Below are 15,654 nucleotides of genomic sequence, written 5' to 3' on the forward strand. Positions count from 1 at the left end.
CCTTGCACCCCTGCTTGGTTTTCGCGGGCACGATGCCGTCAACGGCCTGCCGCTGCAATGGTTTTGGCAAGTTCCAAAAGGCGCGTTGCCTCGGTGACATGCAGGGATTCGACGATCCGACCCTGATGCACGGCAACGGCCTGACCCTGCGCCATGGCCTGATCATGGGCGGCGATCAGGGCTTGGGCCTCGGCTAGTTCGGTGTCCGAGGGGCCAAAGACGGCATTGGCGGTGGCGATCTGGGCGGGATGGATCAGGGTTTTGCCATCGAAACCCAAGGTCCGCCCCTGTTCGCATTCGGCCTGCAACGCCGCCGGATCGTCCAGCGCGTTTAGCACACCGTCGAGAACCACTTTTCCCGCAGCGCGTGCCGCCAGCACGGCCAGCCCAAGGCTGGGCAGCAGCGCCAGACGGTCAGGCGTGGCGCGGGCGCGCAGGTCTTTCAGCAGGTCGTTGGTGCCGACGATCAGGCCCTGAACCTGTGGATGGGCCGCAATGCTGGCGGCGTTGAGGATGCCCAAGGGCGTTTCCAGCATGGGCCAAAGCGGTGCGTCGATGCCATCCAGATCGGCGGCATGGTTCACCTTGGGAAGGACCAGCGCATCGGCGATCCCGGCCAAGGTGCAGTCCTCCGCAAAACCCGGCGTTCCGCGCCCATTGACCCGCACCATCCGGAAGCGCGGGCCATAGCCGCCCTGTTCGAGTGCGGCACGCAGGGCCGCGCGCGCCGCATCCTTGGCGGCGGGGGCCACCGCATCCTCCAGATCAAAGATCAGGGCGTCGCAGGGCAAGGACCGCGCTTTTTCCAAGGCGCGGGCGTTGCTGGTGGGCAGGTAAAGGGCAGAACGGAAGGGGCGATTCGCAGGTGTCATTCGGCGAACATGGCCCGCCGCCCCCTGCAACGCCAGAGGTTCGGCGCGTTAACCTTGTCTTGGTGATCCGGGCGCAATCTGGAGGGGTTCTTATCCGCTGAAAGGCCATGCCATGATGCCCGTTCCGCAGTTCTTGTTTGCCCTGTCATTGGGCTTTGGTGGTGTAATCTGGGCGGTGCAGGCCAGCCATGCGCAATCTGCCCCGCCCTGTGCGCCCCGCGCCACGGTGGTCGAGGCCCTGTCCGAGCGCTATGGCGAAAGCCGCCAAAGCATCGGCATGTCAGCCGACAACATGGTGGTCGAGGTCTATGCCAGCCGAGAGACCGGAAGCTGGTCATTGGTCATCACCCGGCCCGATGGCCTGTCCTGCCTTGCCGTCACCGGCAACGGGTTTGAGGTGTTGGCCGAGGCGGCGCAAAAGGGCGACCCAGCCTAAAGCCCACTGACGCCTTTCCAGATCAAATGCAGGGAAACCGCCAGCAAGGCCCAGGTGATGATCTTGAAGAACAGTTGTTCCGGCAGAATTTTGACCATCCGCACGCCCAGAAACACCGCAAGGATCGAGGGAACAGCCAGTATGGCTGCGACCTTCAGATTGGCCGGGTTCAATTGGCCCAGTGCGTAATAAGGGATCAACTTGATCGCGTTGATAAAGGTGAAAGCCACCGTCGTCGTCCCCGCGAACATGGCCTTGTCCATCTTCAAGGGCAGCGTATAGACCTGATAGGGCGGCGCGCCCGAATGGCTGACAAAGCTGGTAAACCCCGTTACTGCCCCCCAGAACAGCCCCGGCCCCACTTTGGCCGGTTTGGCCGGAACATCGCCGCTGCGGCGGATCAGCAGGTTCAGCGCAAAGGCCACGCCGATCAGCCCGACGACCAGTGTTACCGCCGCCTCGGACACAAGGCCCGCTGTGGCCCAGCCCAGACCGATGCCAAAGGTCGCCCCTGTGACCACGATCACCAGCACCCGGCGGTTAAAGCTGTGGCGATAGGCGTACAGCCCGAACATGTCGGACACCACATAGATCGGCAGCAGCAGGCCTGCCGCCGTCACTGGCGAAACCGCCACCGCCAGAATCGGCACGCCCAGCATGCCCACGATGGGCACGCCCCCTTTGCTGGCCCCCACCAGCATGGCCGCCAGCACCGCCAGCGCCCAGAACAACATGCCTTCCATCGGGAATCCTTCCTGCGCTTTGCGCCATTGCCGCTTTGTTAGCGTTAAACCTTGGGAAACGGCAAGATCGCCCCATCGCTGCGCTGCGGCAGGCTTGCGCGGCGGGGATTCAGACGCTAGGCATCCGGGCGACCTTACAACCTGACCAAGGGGACAATCATGGCCAGACCGAAGATCGCACTCATCGGCGCGGGACAGATTGGCGGCACGCTCGCCCATCTCGCGGCACGGAAGGAACTGGGCGACATCGTCCTGTTCGACATTCCCGATTTCGAAGGCACGGCCAAGGGCAAGGCGCTGGATATCGCGCAGTCCGGCCCGATTGGCGGTTTTGACGCCAGCATCACCGGCACCTCGGATTTCGCTGATCTGGCGGGCGTGGATGTCTGCATCGTCACGGCCGGCGTGCCCCGCAAACCGGGGATGAGCCGCGATGACCTGCTGGGCATCAACCTGAAAGTCATGAAATCGGTGGGCGAGGGCATCAAGAAGCACGCGCCGAACGCCTTTGTGATCTGCGTGACGAACCCGCTGGATGCGATGGTCTGGGCTTTGCGCGAATTCTCGGGCCTGCCGCAGAACAAGGTGGTGGGGATGGCGGGCGTGTTGGACGCAGGCCGTTTCCAGCATTTCTTGTCGTTGGAATTTGGCGTGTCGATGCGCGACGTGTCGGCCTTTGTGCTGGGCGGCCATGGCGATACGATGGTTCCGCTGACCCGCTATTCGACCGTGGCGGGCATTCCTTTGCCCGATCTGGTGGCGATGGGCTGGACGACGCAGGAAAAGCTGGACGCCATCGTTCAGCGCACCCGTGACGGCGGTGCCGAGATTGTTGGCCTGCTGAAAACCGGTTCGGCGTTTTATGCGCCCGCCGCCAGCGCCATCGAAATGGCCGAAGCCTATCTGCGCGACCAAAAGCGTCTTCTGCCCTGTGCTGCCTATGTGAAGGGCGCTTATGGGTTGGACGGGCTTTATGTCGGCGTTCCGGTGGTGATCGGGGCTGGCGGGGTGGAGCGCGTGGTTGAGATCAAGCTGAACGCCGACGAGAACGCCATGTTCCAGAAATCGGTGGATTCGGTGAAGGGTCTTGTCGCCGCCTGCAAGGGCATTGATCCGTCGCTGGCTTAGGTCTGAAACATGATTAGAAAGGTCCTTTTTTCAACGCAAAAGAATGAAGGGCCTTTCTTGCTGGAATGGGTGGCCTATCACAAGGCAATCGGTTTCACGGATCTGGTTATTGTTTCGAACGACTGCTCGGACGGGTCTGATCATCTTTTGGACGCTTTAGCCGCTGCCAAGGTCGTTCATCATATTCGGCAAGAAGTCCCAGCGGGTGTCGCACCCCAGTTCAACGCGCGGGATATCGTTCTGCGTGAGCAGCTTTTCAGAGCTGGAGATTGGGTTATCTGGCTCGATCTGGATGAATTTTTTGTTCCGGATGATCGCTTCAAGTCTATGGCACCCTTGACGTACTGGCTGCAAAAAGCCGGGGCCGAGGCTTTGGCTTTGAACTGGCGGATCATGGGGGACAGCGGACAAGTTGGCCTGCCTGAACGCTTTGTCTCGCGGGCGTTTCAAGGAACATCCCGCGCGGCCCACGTGGTCAATCAGACGGTAAAAACCTTTTTCCGCTGGTCGGAAAAGGTTCAAAATCTTCATTTACACCGTCCACTTTGGAACCCAGATTTGCCTGCACCTAAGGTCCTGTTGGGCAACGGCAAGCCGTCCGACAACAGCTTTATTTTTGAATTGCATCGCAATGGCAGCCCCGAAAGCCGGGTGGATTTCGCCGGCCAAAGGTATGTTTTGGGACAAATCAACCATTACTCGATACGGACCCGAGACCTTTTCCAGCTGAAAGCCCAGCGGGGGCGCGGGGCGGCGGCGGCGAATGGCCCTTCACGGCACAACCAAGAATTTTACGATCAGAACAATACGAACGATACGACCAACGATCGTATACTCGCTCGACTGCCCGCCACCGACGCGATGCTGGCGCGTCTGCTGGACCTGCCCGGCGTGGCGCAGGCCCATCAGGCGACCGTGGCGCATGTGTTGGCGCAGATCAGGGCCTTGGACTAGAACCGGTGTCCGCTCGGTTCTAGCCCGTTTCCCTCACCAATGGCGGTAGCGGCGGTTGTGCAGGATCACGCCCAAGGCCAGCGCGCCGATGGCCAGTTCGGCGACCATCGCCGTGGTGATTTCCGGCCCCGCCCAGCCGGTGGCGAAAGCCGAATACAGACGGGCCAGCCCATAGGCGCTGAAATAGACGGCCGCCACGATCAGCGCAGTGGGCCGCCAGTCCGCCTTAAATAGCGCCCCCAGCAGGAACAGGGCCACCACCAGCAGGACGGCCCCCGAGGCGCGGATTTCGCTGAACAGGTTCACATCGCCGCCAAGGTCGATGCCGGTCGATCTGTAAAAGCCTTGCGTCAGGAAGGTGATGGAAAACCCAATGGCCAGGCTGATCAGCCCCGCCAGCAGAAAAATAGCGCGGGTCAGGAAAAGGGCAGGGTCACGCATCGCAGGTTTCCTTTCAGGTTGTCTTTGGGCAAGGTAAAGGGGCCGCGGATCGCGGTCTTGACATTGTGTCAAGTTGTTTGGATTTAAGGATGACTTGACATCGTGTCAATAGAGGCGAAGCCGACCCGTGAACGCATTCTGGATGCCGCCCTTGATCTGCTGACCGCGGGGCAGGGTGTTCGGATGGGCGATGTGGCGAAACAGGCAGGGATCAGTCGTCAGGCGCTGTATCTGCATTTCGGCACGCGCACCGAATTGCTGGTGGCAACGACGCTGCATCTGGACCAGATCAAGGGGCGTGATGCCCGTCTGGCCCCGGTGCGGGCGGCAGAAACGGGTTTGGAACGGCTGCGGCTGTGGGTGCAGGCTTGGTGCGCCTTTGTCCCTGAAATCCACGGGCTGGCGCGGGCGCTGATGGATCAGTCGGTGACTGATGCCGAAGCGGCCTTAGCCTGGGCCGCCCGTATGGAGGATATGCGACAGGGCTGTCAGGCGGCGTTGGCGATGCTGGCACGGGATGGATCCTTGCGGGCAGGGATGCCTGTGGATCAGGCGACCGACCTTTTGTGGATGTTGCTGTCGGTGCAGAACTGGGAAGCCTTGGTGCAGGTACGGGGCTGGTCGCAGGTTGATTATGCCCAGCAGATGGAACGCCAAGCGCTGGAAATGCTGACGGGGCGGGTGGGGAATCCCTGACCTGCCAAGGGCTTGTTCCAAGGCCCGGCAAGGCGCATCCTGTCTGCAACCCTTAACAGGAGCCGCCCATGCGCCGCCTTGCAACATCCCTGATCGCCCTGACCCTTGCCAGCCCCGCGCTGGCCGACACGGATTATTCCGCGCTGATCGCGGAAAAGGGTCTTGCGGCAGCCGCGGCTGAAATCTCTTCCAACGGCGCGCTCACCCCAGCGGACCGGTTTGCCTTGGGCGGCGTTCGATTCCTTCGTTCGGTCGAGGGGGTCTTGCAGGCCCGCTGGCAATCCGGTGTCACCGACGACATGCGGATGCTGCCCATCTTTCGCCTGCCCATCGAAGAAAACCCAAATCCCGAGCCATTCAAACCTGCGATGGTCTCGGAAACATTTGCGCGCTTCTTGATCGGCATGGGCGCTGCCAACAAGGCCCTCTCAGGTATACCCGATGATGCCGATTTCGGCGTGACCCTCCGCTTTGACGACATCTGGTTTGACATCAACACCAACAGCGCCCGCGATCCCGGCGAATCCCTGCTGGATGTGGCTGGCCCCATGCTGATGGGTTGGGAATGGGCCGAGCGCGACCCCGCCACCCCCGGTCCCGTCGTGCGCTTTGATGCCGCCGATGCCGCTTGGCTTTCGGCCTATACCCATGTTCTGGCCGGGGTCAGCGAGGTGATCCTGGCCTATGACCCCACGGAATCCATCGACAAGGTGCTGAAAACGCGCGCCCAGTTGCAGGCGCTGAACATGACCGCCAGCGCCGCGCCGCCCTTTTACGACGACAGTTTCGGCCAGTTTGCGGACTATGCCTATGCCGTCATTGACGCGCTGGATCAGGAACCCGACGCCGAGGGTCTGAAGCGCGCTCATGGGCATTTCCTAGCCATGGTCAGCGAAAACCGCCGCTTCTGGCAATTGGTCGAGGCCGAGACGGACAACGACTCCGAATGGCTGCCCAATGCCCGTCAGCAATCGGCTTTTGGCATCGACCTGCCGCCTGAAACGGGGGCCATGTGGATGGCCGTGCTTGATGAGATGGAGGCGACCCTGAAGGGTGATCTGCTGGTGCCCTATTGGCGGCTGGGCGATGAAGCGGGCATCAACATCGGCCGCATGTTCACCGAACCCGCGCGCATTGATCTGGCCGGTTGGATCCAAGGGGCCGATGCCCTGCCCTATATGGAAAAGGGTCGGTTGATCACCGGTGAAAGCTGGGGCCGGTTCGAACAGATGATGGGTGGGCAGGCGATGCTTTTGTCGCTTTGGTTGAATTGATAAGGCGCGGGTGACGCCACGGCTGGCTTGCCCGAGTAAAATAGTTGTGATCTATCCCGGCAATCCATTTTGGAGATTGCTGTGAGTCGTTTGACCAAAGGATTTGTTTACGCCACCACTGGCGCGGACTACACCGCCTTGGCCCGGCGGTCAGCGCGCAATCTGCGGCAGGCTCATCCCAACGTCCAAATCGACCTCTATACCGATCAACACGTGACCGACGCGGTCTTTAACCGAATTTACCCGGTGCAGGATAATTGGTTTCGGCCAAAGATGGAGGCACTGCTGCGCTCGCGCTTTGATGTTACCGTTCTGCTTGATTCCGATACGATCCCTTTGGCCCATATCGACGAGCTTTTTCGCGCTGTCGAAGGTTGCGATTTGGCCGCCTGCCTTTCCACCGGCCGGCCGCTGGCCATGTATTTGGATCAACCCGAAATTCCGCGCAGCTTTCCCTATCTGAATGCGGGTGTCATGGTCGTTCGCCGCAATCGGCGCACCCAAGCCCTGATCCGGGAATGGCGCGACATGGTTCGCCGCAACGATCTGCCTAAGGATCAGCCTCCGCTGCGCTGGCTGCTCTATCATCGTCGGATCCGTTTTCAGGTTCTGCCGATGGAATATAACCTGGTCAATCTTGATTTGCTGGACCAGTGGCAGTCGCATTTCGGCGCGCCGCGCCTGTTGCATGTGCAGAAGCTCCACGACGCCGATCCCGGCGATCCCGAAACACCCTTCCATCTTGGGCAGGTCTTGGGCGAAGCCCGCCGTGACACTGTGCGTTATCGGCAGGCCCGTGAAGCGCATCGCCGCGCCAACTTTGTGCCGCCGTCCTCGGTCACCGGCACCCCAACAGCATTGGCGAGGCGGATGCTGTTTCGTCTGCAATCCCTTTGGGAAATGGCCCGTTGCACCCTTGCCCGGCGACTCGGTCGCTGACCATCTGCAAATTTGTGATCACACTTTTTCGGCGTGTGATCACAAAATTCACTTTCTTGGCATGGGAAGCGCATTTTCGGCGTTTCCTGTTTTGAAACCGTCATCGAATGTGGCAATACCCGGCCAAACCTAACCCGTCCGGGAGATGACGATGAACATCCACGAATATCAGGCCAAGGCTCTGCTGCGCAGCTATGGCGTGCCTGTCTCGGACGGGCGGATTGTCCAGCGCGCCGAAGAGGCCAAGACGGCAGCCGGTGAACTGGACGGGCCGCTTTGGGTCGTCAAGTCGCAGATCCATGCGGGTGGTCGCGGCAAGGGCAAGTTTGTCGAAGCCGAGGCCGGCGAAAAAGGCGGCGTCCGTCTGGCCAAGTCGAAAGAAGAAGCGGAAACCATGGTCAAGCAGATGCTGGGCCGCACCTTGGTGACGCACCAGACCGGGCCGCAGGGCAAGCAGGTCAACCGCATCTACATCGAAGACGGCACCGACATTGCGCGCGAATTGTATCTGGCTTTGCTGGTGGATCGCGCCTCCAGCCGGATTTCCTTTGTCGCCTCGACCGAAGGCGGGATGGACATCGAAGAAGTCGCCCACAACACCCCGGAAAAGATCGTGTCCTTCTCGGTCGATCCGGCCTCGGGCCTGTCGGATTTCCACGGCCGCCGGGTGGCTTTTGCCTTGGGTCTGGAAGGCAATCAGGTCAAGCAATGCGTGGCGCTGATCAAGCAGCTTTACAAAGCCTTTGTCGAAAAAGACATGGAAATGCTGGAGATCAACCCGCTGGTTGTCACCACCGATGGCAATCTGAAATGTCTGGATGCCAAGGTCGGCTTTGACAATAATGCGCTGTATCGTCAGCCCGATATTCTGGCGCTGCGGGACGAGACGGAAGAAGACCCGAAAGAACTCGCGGCTTCGAAATTCGACCTGAACTACATCGCGCTGGATGGCGACATCGGCTGCATGGTGAACGGCGCGGGTCTGGCGATGGCGACGATGGACATCATCAAGCTCTATGGCGCGGAACCGGCGAACTTTCTGGACGTGGGCGGCGGAGCGACCAAAGAAAAGGTGACCGAGGCGTTCAAGATCATCACCTCGGACCCGAACGTCAAAGGCATTCTGGTCAACATCTTCGGCGGCATCATGCGCTGCGACATCATCGCCGAAGGCATCATTGCGGCGGTGAAAGAAGTGGGGCTGAAGGTTCCGCTGGTGGTGCGGCTTGAGGGGACGAATGTCGATCTGGGCAAGGACATCATCCGCAATTCCGGGCTGAACGTGATTGCCGGGGATGATTTGAGCGACGCAGCCCAGAAGATTGTAAAGGCGGTGCGGGGATGAAAGTTTCTGCATATTTCGTCATTGCCGCAACCTGCCTATTGGCGGGTTGCGTGACGCCTGACCCGGAACAAAAGGCTGCGCTTGAGGCCAACAAGAAAGCGATTGGTCTGGCGATCACTCAAGATTATTTTCCGCTGGCCGCAAGAGTTGGTGAAGTTTGCCTGGACCGTGCCGAAGGGAAGGACGCAAGGGCTGACTTCCTTACTCAGCAAGGCTTTAGGTACTTGGAGTTTCTTGGTGATGCTAACGGTTATCGCAAAGACTTTGCATCGGGCGACCAAAAAGCCACTGTAGAGATCGTCTTGCGACAGTCGGGGTGCGAAATCGTTCTACCCCCAGAAATAGATTTGGACCTCGCAGCACACCGCAATCTAACGGTCTCAGCTTTCACCAAGCGTGGCTATTCAGTTTCCGCCAAAACGAACACACCCAGCGCGGGATCGGCTCTGGCGTCAGCCGCTATGGGCGCGGCCCTAGGTGTAAACCGCAATGAGGGAGCCTTCCAGACGGCAGTAAAGGGCGACGTCGAGGTCCAGTTTTCGGCCGTGCTGCTCCAGTCTAGAACGGGCGCTTTCCTTAGGGAAAAAATACTCCGTCGTTCTCCCGCGCAATGAGCAGAGCGCGTTTAGGTGCGCTTCCAATTCAAAGGTCCAACATGACCCGCCTCGCCTTTCTTACCCTCCTCCTTGCCAGTCCTGCCTTCGCGCAGGACAATGCCATTCTGGTTCACATGACCCGCGATCTGGGCAAGCCTGAAAAAGCCCTGCGTGCCGCCTATGCCGCTTGCATCGCGGGGAATGGGCAGGTGGAGGCGACGGCCCAGCCCTTTACCGAAAACGGTTGGACCCGCAGCGATGACACTGAAATGGGCCTGATCACCTTGACCCCGGCGGAAGGCGACCTCTACGTGACCCTCGCCGCCGATGGCACTTTTTGCGATGTCGCCAGCGAAAGCCAGGGCACGGATGCGGCGCTGTCCTCGATTCAAATCTTGTCCGGCGCTGCCGGTCTGCCCGTCGAAATGCTGGAAACCGGCAGCGAATGTCTGGCCGCCAGCATCGGTATGGGCATGGTCGAAATAACATCATCCGGCAACGATCCCGTTTGCCTTTCCGAATCCACCAGCGCGGCGCGCTTCTTCTTCACCCCGTCCTGACAGCGCCCCCGCGCGACACAGACAGCAGAGAAAGACAAACCATGTCCATCCTCGTCAACAACAACACCCGCGTCATCTGTCAGGGCTTTACCGGCAGCCAAGGCACCTTCCATTCGGAGCAGGCGATTGCTTACGGCACGAAAATGGTCGGCGGGGTGACCCCCGGCAAGGGCGGCAGCGAACATCTGGGCCTGCCGGTTTTCAACTCGGTGCATGAGGCTGTGGCGCGCACCCAAGCGAATGCCAGCGTAATCTATGTCCCGCCGCCCTTTGCTGCGGATTCGATCTTGGAAGCCATCGACGCCGACATTGAACTGATCATCTGCATCACCGAAGGCATCCCGGTACTGGACATGATGAAGGTGAAGCGCGCTTTGGAGGGTTCGAAATCCCGCCTGATCGGGCCGAACTGCCCCGGCGTGATCACCCCCGGCGAATGCAAGATCGGCATCATGCCGGGCCATATCCACAAGCGCGGCAAGGTGGGCGTTGTGTCCCGTTCCGGCACGCTGACCTATGAGGCGGTGAAGCAAACCTCGGACCTGGGCCTTGGCCAGTCGACCGCCGTGGGCATCGGCGGCGACCCGATCAAGGGGACGGAACATCTGGACGTGCTGGAAATGTTCCTGGCCGACCCGGAAACCGAAGCGCTGATCATGATCGGCGAAATCGGCGGTTCGGCCGAAGAAGAGGCCGCACAATTCCTGGCGGATGAGAAAAAGCGCGGCCGCTGGAAGCCTACCGCTGGCTTCATCGCAGGCCGGACGGCACCCAAAGGCCGCCGGATGGGCCATGCCGGGGCGATTGTCGCGGGCGGCAAGGGCGATGCGGAAAGCAAGATCGAGGCGATGAAAATGGCCGGAATCGTGGTGGCCGACAGCCCGGCGCATCTGGGCGAAGCGGTGATGAAGGCGATCAAGGGGTAAGGTGGGGTTTTCCACCATCCAATCAGCGGCGGGGTGAACCCCGCCCTACGGAAATATGATGAACGCAATCGACGCCATCAGGACGGGGTTCGCCAAGTCCTTCCAATTCTCGGGCCGCGCCGGCCGGGCCGAGTTTTGGTGGTTTTATTGTCTTTGCTCAATCCTAATTCGTGCGATCAGTGCTTACACCCAACACGAGATTTGGCAAAGCCCCAGACTTTTGGTCGCCATTTATCTTACTTTTGCGTGGGTTGCAGCAGGCGTGCGCCGCATACATGATATTGGCAGGTCGGCCCATCTTTTCGCTGTTGGCGCCGTTGCTTCTGTTCTGCTTGCGCCAATGGCGCTCAATCTGTCGCGTGACAATCCGATCGATGCATCAGCCGCGCAGTGGCTTTGTTTCGTTCTTATGTGGGCGATCACATTTTACCTTTACTGGTACCTGATCTCCCCCTCCCAACCCGGCCCGAACAAATACGGTCCCAACCCTCACGAGGTCCCATCATGACCGACCAATCCCCCAATTCCGCCTTCCGTGCCGGTTCGTTCCTGGATGGAGCGAATGCTGATTATGTGGATCAACTGGCCGCCAGGCACGCCGCCGATCCCGCCAGTGTCGATGCTGGCTGGGCCGAGTTTTTCAAGGCGCTGGGCGACAGTGAGCTGGACGCCAAGCGGCAGGCGCAAGGCCCAAGCTGGGCCCGCGCCGATTGGCCACCCCAGCCGGTGGATGACCTGACCGCCGCCCTGACGGGCGAATGGCCCGTCATGCCCACCAAGGACGCGAAAGCCGCTGGCGCGAAGATTGCCGCCAAGGCCGCCGAACAGGGCGTGGCCCTGTCCCAAGACCAGATCACCCGCGCCGTGCTGGACAGCATCCGCGCCATCATGATCATCCGCGCCTACCGCATCCGGGGCCATCTGGCCGCGAACCTTGACCCGCTGGGCCTGCAACAGCAGAACGCCCATCCCGAACTTGATCCGGCCTCCTATGGTTTCACCGATGCCGACATGGACCGTCCCATCTTTATCGACAATGTTCTGGGTCTCCAGCATGCCTCCATGCGCCAGATCGTCGATATCGTGAAGCGCACCTATTGCGGCACCTTTGCCCTGCAATACATGCATATTTCCGACCCGGAACAATCCGCTTGGCTGAAGGAGCGGATCGAAGGCTACGGCAAGGAAATTCAGTTCACCCGCGAAGGCCGCCGCGCGATCCTGAACAAGCTGGTCGAGGCGGAAGGTTATGAAAAGTTCCTGCATGTCAAATACATGGGGACCAAGCGTTTCGGTCTGGACGGCGGCGAAAGCCTGATCCCGGCGATGGAACAGATCATCAAGCGCGGCGGCGCTTTGGGGGTCAAAGACATCGTCATCGGCATGCCGCACCGCGGGCGTCTGAACATCCTTGCCAACGTGATGCAGAAGCCCTACCGAGCGATTTTCCACGAATTTCAGGGCGGCAGCTACAAGCCCGAGGATGTCGATGGTTCGGGCGATGTGAAATATCACCTTGGCGCGTCCAGTGACCGCAGCTTTGACGGCAACACCGTCCACCTGTCGCTGACCGCGAACCCCAGCCACCTAGAGGCGGTGAATCCTGTGGTTCTGGGCAAGGTCCGCGCCAAGCAGGATCAGCACAACGACCCAGACCGCGTGTCGGTTCTGCCGATCCTGCTGCACGGCGATGCCGCCTTTGCGGGGCAGGGTGTTGTGGCGGAATGCTTTGGCCTGTCTGGCCTGCGCGGTCACCGCACTGGCGGCACCATGCATATCGTGGTGAACAACCAGATCGGCTTTACCACCGCGCCTTCCTTCTCGCGCAGCAGCCCCTATCCCACCGACATCGCCCTGATGGTCGAGGCCCCGATTTTCCACGTGAACGGTGACGACCCCGAGGCTGTGGTTCACGCCGCCAAAGTGGCCATCGAATTCCGCCAAAAGTTCCACAAAGACGTGGTTCTGGACATCTTCTGCTATCGCCGCTTTGGCCATAACGAAGGCGACGAGCCGATGTTCACCAATCCGGGCATGTACACCCGGATCAAAAAGCAGAAATCGACGCTGCAACTGTATACCGAACGTCTGGTCGCTGACGGGCTGATCCCCGAAGGCGAGATTGAGGATATGAAGGCCGCCTTCCAGGCCCGCCTGAATGAGGAATTCGAGGCGGGTAAGAACTATAAACCCAACAAGGCCGACTGGCTGGATGGGCGCTGGTCGGGCATGGACCGCGAGAAAGAATATCAGCGCGGCGAAACCTCCATCGCGCCGGAAACCTTGGCCGAGGTGGGGGCAGCCCTGACCCGCGTGCCGCAGGGCTTTGACATCCACAAGACGGTGACACGCCAGTTGGAAGCCAAAAGCCAGATGTTCGCCAATGGCAAAGGCTTTGACTGGGCGACCGCCGAGGCGCTGGCCTTTGGTTCCTTGGTCACCGAAGGCTTCCCCGTGCGTCTGGCGGGGCAGGATTGCACCCGTGGCACGTTCAGCCAACGCCATTCGGCCTTTGTCGATCAGACCACCGAAGAGCGCCACTATCCGCTGAACCATATTCGGCCCGGTCAGGCGAAATACGATGTCATCGATTCGATGCTGTCGGAATATGCCGTGCTGGGCTTCGAATACGGCTATTCGCTGGCCGAACCCAAGGCGTTGGTGATGTGGGAAGCGCAGTTTGGCGATTTCGCCAATGGCGCGCAGATCATGTTCGACCAGTTCGTCAACTCGGGCGAGTCAAAATGGCTGCGCATGTCCGGCCTCGTCTGCCTTCTGCCGCATGGCTATGAAGGGCAGGGGCCGGAACATTCCTCGGCCCGTCTGGAACGCTTCTTGCAACTGTCGGCTGAGGACAATTGGATCGTCGCCAACGTCTCCACCCCGGCCAACTATTTTCACATTCTGCGCCGTCAGATGCACCGGAATTTCCGCAAGCCGCTGATCCTGATGACGCCGAAATCGCTGCTGCGCCATCCGATGTGCGTCAGTGAAACGGCGGATTTCACCACCGGCTCCAGCTTCCATCGCGTGCTGTGGGACGATGCGCAAAAGGGCAATTCGACGACCACCCTGAAAGCCGATGACAAGATCCGCCGCGTGGTGATCTGTTCGGGCAAGGTCTATTTCGATCTGCTGGCGGAACGCGACAAGCGCGGCATCGACGACGTCTATCTGATGCGTCTGGAACAGTTCTACCCCTTCCCGGCGATGACCTTGCAGCGCGAATTGACCCGTTTCAAAGACGCGGAAATCGTCTGGTGTCAGGAAGAGCCGAAAAACCAGGGCGCTTGGTCCTTTGTCGAACCCAACCTTGAATGGGTGCTGGGCAAGATCGGGGCGAAACATGGCCGTGCAACCTTTTCGGGCCGCAGCGCCAGCGCGTCCCCGGCGACGGGTCTGGCCTCGCGCCACAAGATGGAACAAGAGGCGCTGGTGAATGCCGCGCTGACTATCGAATAAACGGAATGCGCCAAGGCGCGGAGGATTGAAAATGACCGATGTGATGGTGCCCTCCTTGGGTGAAAGCGTGTCCGAGGCAACCGTTTCGACCTGGTTCAAGAAACCGGGCGATGCGGTGGCGGTGGACGAAATGCTGTGCGAACTGGAAACTGATAAGGTTTCGGTCGAGGTTCCCAGCCCCGTCGCCGGGGTTCTGGCCGAAATTCTGGCGCCCGAAGGCACGACCGTTGCGGCCAGCGCCCGTTTGGCGATTGTGACCGAAGGCGCGACGGCAACCGCCAAAGCCCCGGAACCCAAGGCCGAAGCCGCCGCTGCGGTGAATTCGCCCGGCGCTGGCCCGGAAACCCTGACCCCGCGCAAGGATGTCGAAGACGCCCCCGCCGCGAAAAAGGCCATGGCCGAGGCTGGTCTTTCGCGCGATCAAGTGCAGGGTTCGGGCCGCGATGGCCGCGTGATGAAGGAAGACGTGGCGAAAGCCGTGGCCGCTCCCGCCGCCGCCCCGGCCCCCGCTGCCGTGCCGCGCGCCCCGGTGCCTGCGGATGATGCGGCGCGTGAGGAACGGGTGAAAATGACCCGCCTGCGCGCGACGATTGCCCGCCGCCTGAAAGACGCGCAGAATACAGCGGCGATGCTGACGACCTATAACGAGGTCGACATGTCGGGCATCATGGGATTGCGCAACGAATACAAGGACGTGTTCGAGAAAAAGCACGGCGTGAAACTGGGCTTCATGTCGTTCTTCGTAAAGGCCTGCACCCATGCCCTGAAAGAAATCCCGGAAGTGAACGCCGAGATTGACGGGCAGGACATCGTTTACAAGAACTACGTCCACATGGGCGTGGCGGTTGGAACGCCGTCGGGCCTTGTGGTGCCGGTGGTGCGCGACGCCGACCAGATGGGCTTTGCCGCGATTGAGAAAAAGATCGCCGAACTGGGCCTGCGGGCGCGGGATGGCAAGCTGTCGATGGCCGAAATGCAGGGCGGTTCGTTCACGATTTCCAACGGCGGGGTTTACGGCTCGCTGATGTCCTCGCCCATCCTGAACCCGCCGCAATCGGGGATTCTGGGGATGCACAAGATTCAGGACCGCCCGGTGGTGGTGAACGGCCAGATCGTGATCCGCCCGATGATGTATCTGGCTTTGTCCTACGACCACCGGATCGTCGACGGCAAAGGGGCGGTGACCTTCCTTGTGCGGGTGAAAGAGGCGCTGGAGGATCCGCGTCGGCTGTTGATGGATATCTAAACGAGAAAAGTCGGCGCGCCAAAACTGCGCGCCGAC

At 60.6% G+C, this 15,654-nt stretch carries 15 protein-coding genes and 1 pseudogene; 13 read left to right on the forward strand and 3 right to left on the reverse strand.

Annotated elements, in window-relative coordinates; all coding sequences use genetic code 11:
• Positions 1 to 38: 38 nt before the first annotated feature.
• Positions 39 to 872, reverse strand: coding sequence for an HpcH/HpaI aldolase/citrate lyase family protein (locus tag IE095_RS07155; protein WP_189410955.1), 834 nt, complete (start codon positions 870 to 872; stop codon positions 39 to 41).
• A 112-nt stretch (positions 873 to 984) separates the two neighbouring features.
• On the opposite strand from IE095_RS07155, the gene IE095_RS07160 reads away from it, so the two are divergent.
• Positions 985 to 1,308 carry a hypothetical protein gene (locus IE095_RS07160; protein WP_229804608.1) on the forward strand — a complete coding sequence of 108 codons (324 nt, stop codon included), beginning with the start codon at positions 985 to 987 and terminating at the stop codon, positions 1,306 to 1,308.
• Here the strand turns inward: IE095_RS07160 and IE095_RS07165 are convergent.
• Entirely contained in the window at positions 1,305 to 2,051 is a 747-nt protein-coding gene (locus tag IE095_RS07165) for a sulfite exporter TauE/SafE family protein (protein ID WP_189410956.1), read from the reverse strand. The two genes, IE095_RS07160 and IE095_RS07165, sit on opposite strands and share 4 nt — an antisense overlap.
• 159 nt (positions 2,052 to 2,210) lie before the next feature.
• Between IE095_RS07165 and mdh the strand changes: the two genes are divergently transcribed.
• Positions 2,211 to 3,179, forward strand: coding sequence for a malate dehydrogenase (gene mdh / locus IE095_RS07170; protein ID WP_189410957.1), 969 nt, complete (start codon positions 2,211 to 2,213; stop codon positions 3,177 to 3,179).
• A gap of 9 nt (positions 3,180 to 3,188) precedes the next feature.
• Entirely contained in the window at positions 3,189 to 4,133 is a 945-nt protein-coding gene (locus IE095_RS07175; RefSeq protein WP_189410958.1) for a glycosyltransferase family 2 protein, read from the forward strand.
• 33 nt (positions 4,134 to 4,166) lie between these two features.
• Here the strand turns inward: IE095_RS07175 and IE095_RS07180 are convergent, their stop codons facing one another.
• Positions 4,167 to 4,574 carry a DUF4345 domain-containing protein gene (locus IE095_RS07180; protein ID WP_189410959.1) on the reverse strand — a complete coding sequence of 136 codons (408 nt, stop codon included), beginning with the start codon at positions 4,572 to 4,574 and terminating at the stop codon, positions 4,167 to 4,169.
• Positions 4,575 to 4,676: 102 nt separating this feature from the next.
• Between IE095_RS07180 and IE095_RS07185 the strand changes: the two genes are divergently transcribed.
• The 10 genes and pseudogenes from IE095_RS07185 to odhB form a co-directional block, all read left to right on the forward strand.
• Entirely contained in the window at positions 4,677 to 5,270 is a 594-nt protein-coding gene (locus tag IE095_RS07185) for a TetR/AcrR family transcriptional regulator (protein ID WP_189410960.1), read from the forward strand.
• Between the two features lie 68 nt (positions 5,271 to 5,338).
• Entirely contained in the window at positions 5,339 to 6,544 is a 1,206-nt protein-coding gene (locus tag IE095_RS07190) for a hypothetical protein (RefSeq protein WP_189410961.1), read from the forward strand.
• A gap of 81 nt (positions 6,545 to 6,625) precedes the next feature.
• Positions 6,626 to 7,483, forward strand: a complete 858-nt coding sequence (locus IE095_RS07195; RefSeq protein WP_189410962.1) for a putative nucleotide-diphospho-sugar transferase — start codon at positions 6,626 to 6,628, stop codon at positions 7,481 to 7,483.
• A gap of 151 nt (positions 7,484 to 7,634) precedes the next feature.
• Entirely contained in the window at positions 7,635 to 8,828 is a 1,194-nt protein-coding gene (sucC, locus tag IE095_RS07200) for an ADP-forming succinate--CoA ligase subunit beta (RefSeq protein ID WP_189411240.1), read from the forward strand.
• A complete protein-coding gene (locus IE095_RS07205; protein WP_189410963.1) occupies positions 8,825 to 9,442 on the forward strand; it encodes a hypothetical protein in 618 nt (205 codons plus the stop codon). Before sucC ends, IE095_RS07205 begins: the two co-directional genes overlap by 4 nt.
• Before the next feature lie 41 nt (positions 9,443 to 9,483).
• Positions 9,484 to 9,984, forward strand: a complete 501-nt coding sequence (locus tag IE095_RS07210) for a hypothetical protein (protein ID WP_189410964.1) — start codon at positions 9,484 to 9,486, stop codon at positions 9,982 to 9,984.
• 41 nt (positions 9,985 to 10,025) lie between these two features.
• Positions 10,026 to 10,910: a succinate--CoA ligase subunit alpha gene (sucD, locus tag IE095_RS07215; protein WP_189410965.1), complete on the forward strand. Its 885-nt coding sequence runs from the start codon at positions 10,026 to 10,028 to the stop codon at positions 10,908 to 10,910.
• A 58-nt stretch (positions 10,911 to 10,968) separates the two neighbouring features.
• Entirely contained in the window at positions 10,969 to 11,418 is a 450-nt protein-coding gene (locus tag IE095_RS07220) for a DUF805 domain-containing protein (protein WP_189410966.1), read from the forward strand.
• Positions 11,415 to 14,372, forward strand: coding sequence for a 2-oxoglutarate dehydrogenase E1 component (locus IE095_RS07225; RefSeq protein WP_189410967.1), 2,958 nt, complete (start codon positions 11,415 to 11,417; stop codon positions 14,370 to 14,372). The genes IE095_RS07220 and IE095_RS07225 overlap by 4 nt, the downstream gene beginning before the upstream one ends.
• A 19-nt stretch (positions 14,373 to 14,391) precedes the next feature.
• Positions 14,392 to 15,618: pseudogene (gene odhB, locus IE095_RS07230) on the forward strand (2-oxoglutarate dehydrogenase complex dihydrolipoyllysine-residue succinyltransferase); the annotation flags it as partial.
• Positions 15,619 to 15,654 lie beyond the last annotated feature (36 nt).

It is taken from the genome of Neogemmobacter tilapiae, assembly GCF_014652215.1.
Classification (GTDB): domain Bacteria; phylum Pseudomonadota; class Alphaproteobacteria; order Rhodobacterales; family Rhodobacteraceae; genus Neogemmobacter; species Neogemmobacter tilapiae.

Coding starts and splice junctions, on each gene's coding strand:
- IE095_RS07210 (WP_189410964.1), top strand. CDS start 9,484: ATGACCCGCCTCGCCTTTCTTACCCTCCTCCTTGCCAGTCCTGCCTTC.
- IE095_RS07220 (WP_189410966.1), top strand. CDS start 10,969: ATGAACGCAATCGACGCCATCAGGACGGGGTTCGCCAAGTCCTTCCAA.
- IE095_RS07225 (WP_189410967.1), top strand. CDS start 11,415: ATGACCGACCAATCCCCCAATTCCGCCTTCCGTGCCGGTTCGTTCCTG.
- IE095_RS07205 (WP_189410963.1), top strand. CDS start 8,825: ATGAAAGTTTCTGCATATTTCGTCATTGCCGCAACCTGCCTATTGGCG.
- sucD (WP_189410965.1), top strand. CDS start 10,026: ATGTCCATCCTCGTCAACAACAACACCCGCGTCATCTGTCAGGGCTTT.
- IE095_RS07160 (WP_229804608.1), top strand. CDS start 985: ATGATGCCCGTTCCGCAGTTCTTGTTTGCCCTGTCATTGGGCTTTGGT.
- IE095_RS07155 (WP_189410955.1), bottom strand. CDS start 872: ATGACACCTGCGAATCGCCCCTTCCGTTCTGCCCTTTACCTGCCCACC.
- IE095_RS07180 (WP_189410959.1), bottom strand. CDS start 4,574: ATGCGTGACCCTGCCCTTTTCCTGACCCGCGCTATTTTTCTGCTGGCG.
- mdh (WP_189410957.1), top strand. CDS start 2,211: ATGGCCAGACCGAAGATCGCACTCATCGGCGCGGGACAGATTGGCGGC.
- IE095_RS07190 (WP_189410961.1), top strand. CDS start 5,339: ATGCGCCGCCTTGCAACATCCCTGATCGCCCTGACCCTTGCCAGCCCC.
- sucC (WP_189411240.1), top strand. CDS start 7,635: ATGAACATCCACGAATATCAGGCCAAGGCTCTGCTGCGCAGCTATGGC.
- IE095_RS07175 (WP_189410958.1), top strand. CDS start 3,189: ATGATTAGAAAGGTCCTTTTTTCAACGCAAAAGAATGAAGGGCCTTTC.
- IE095_RS07165 (WP_189410956.1), bottom strand. CDS start 2,051: ATGGAAGGCATGTTGTTCTGGGCGCTGGCGGTGCTGGCGGCCATGCTG.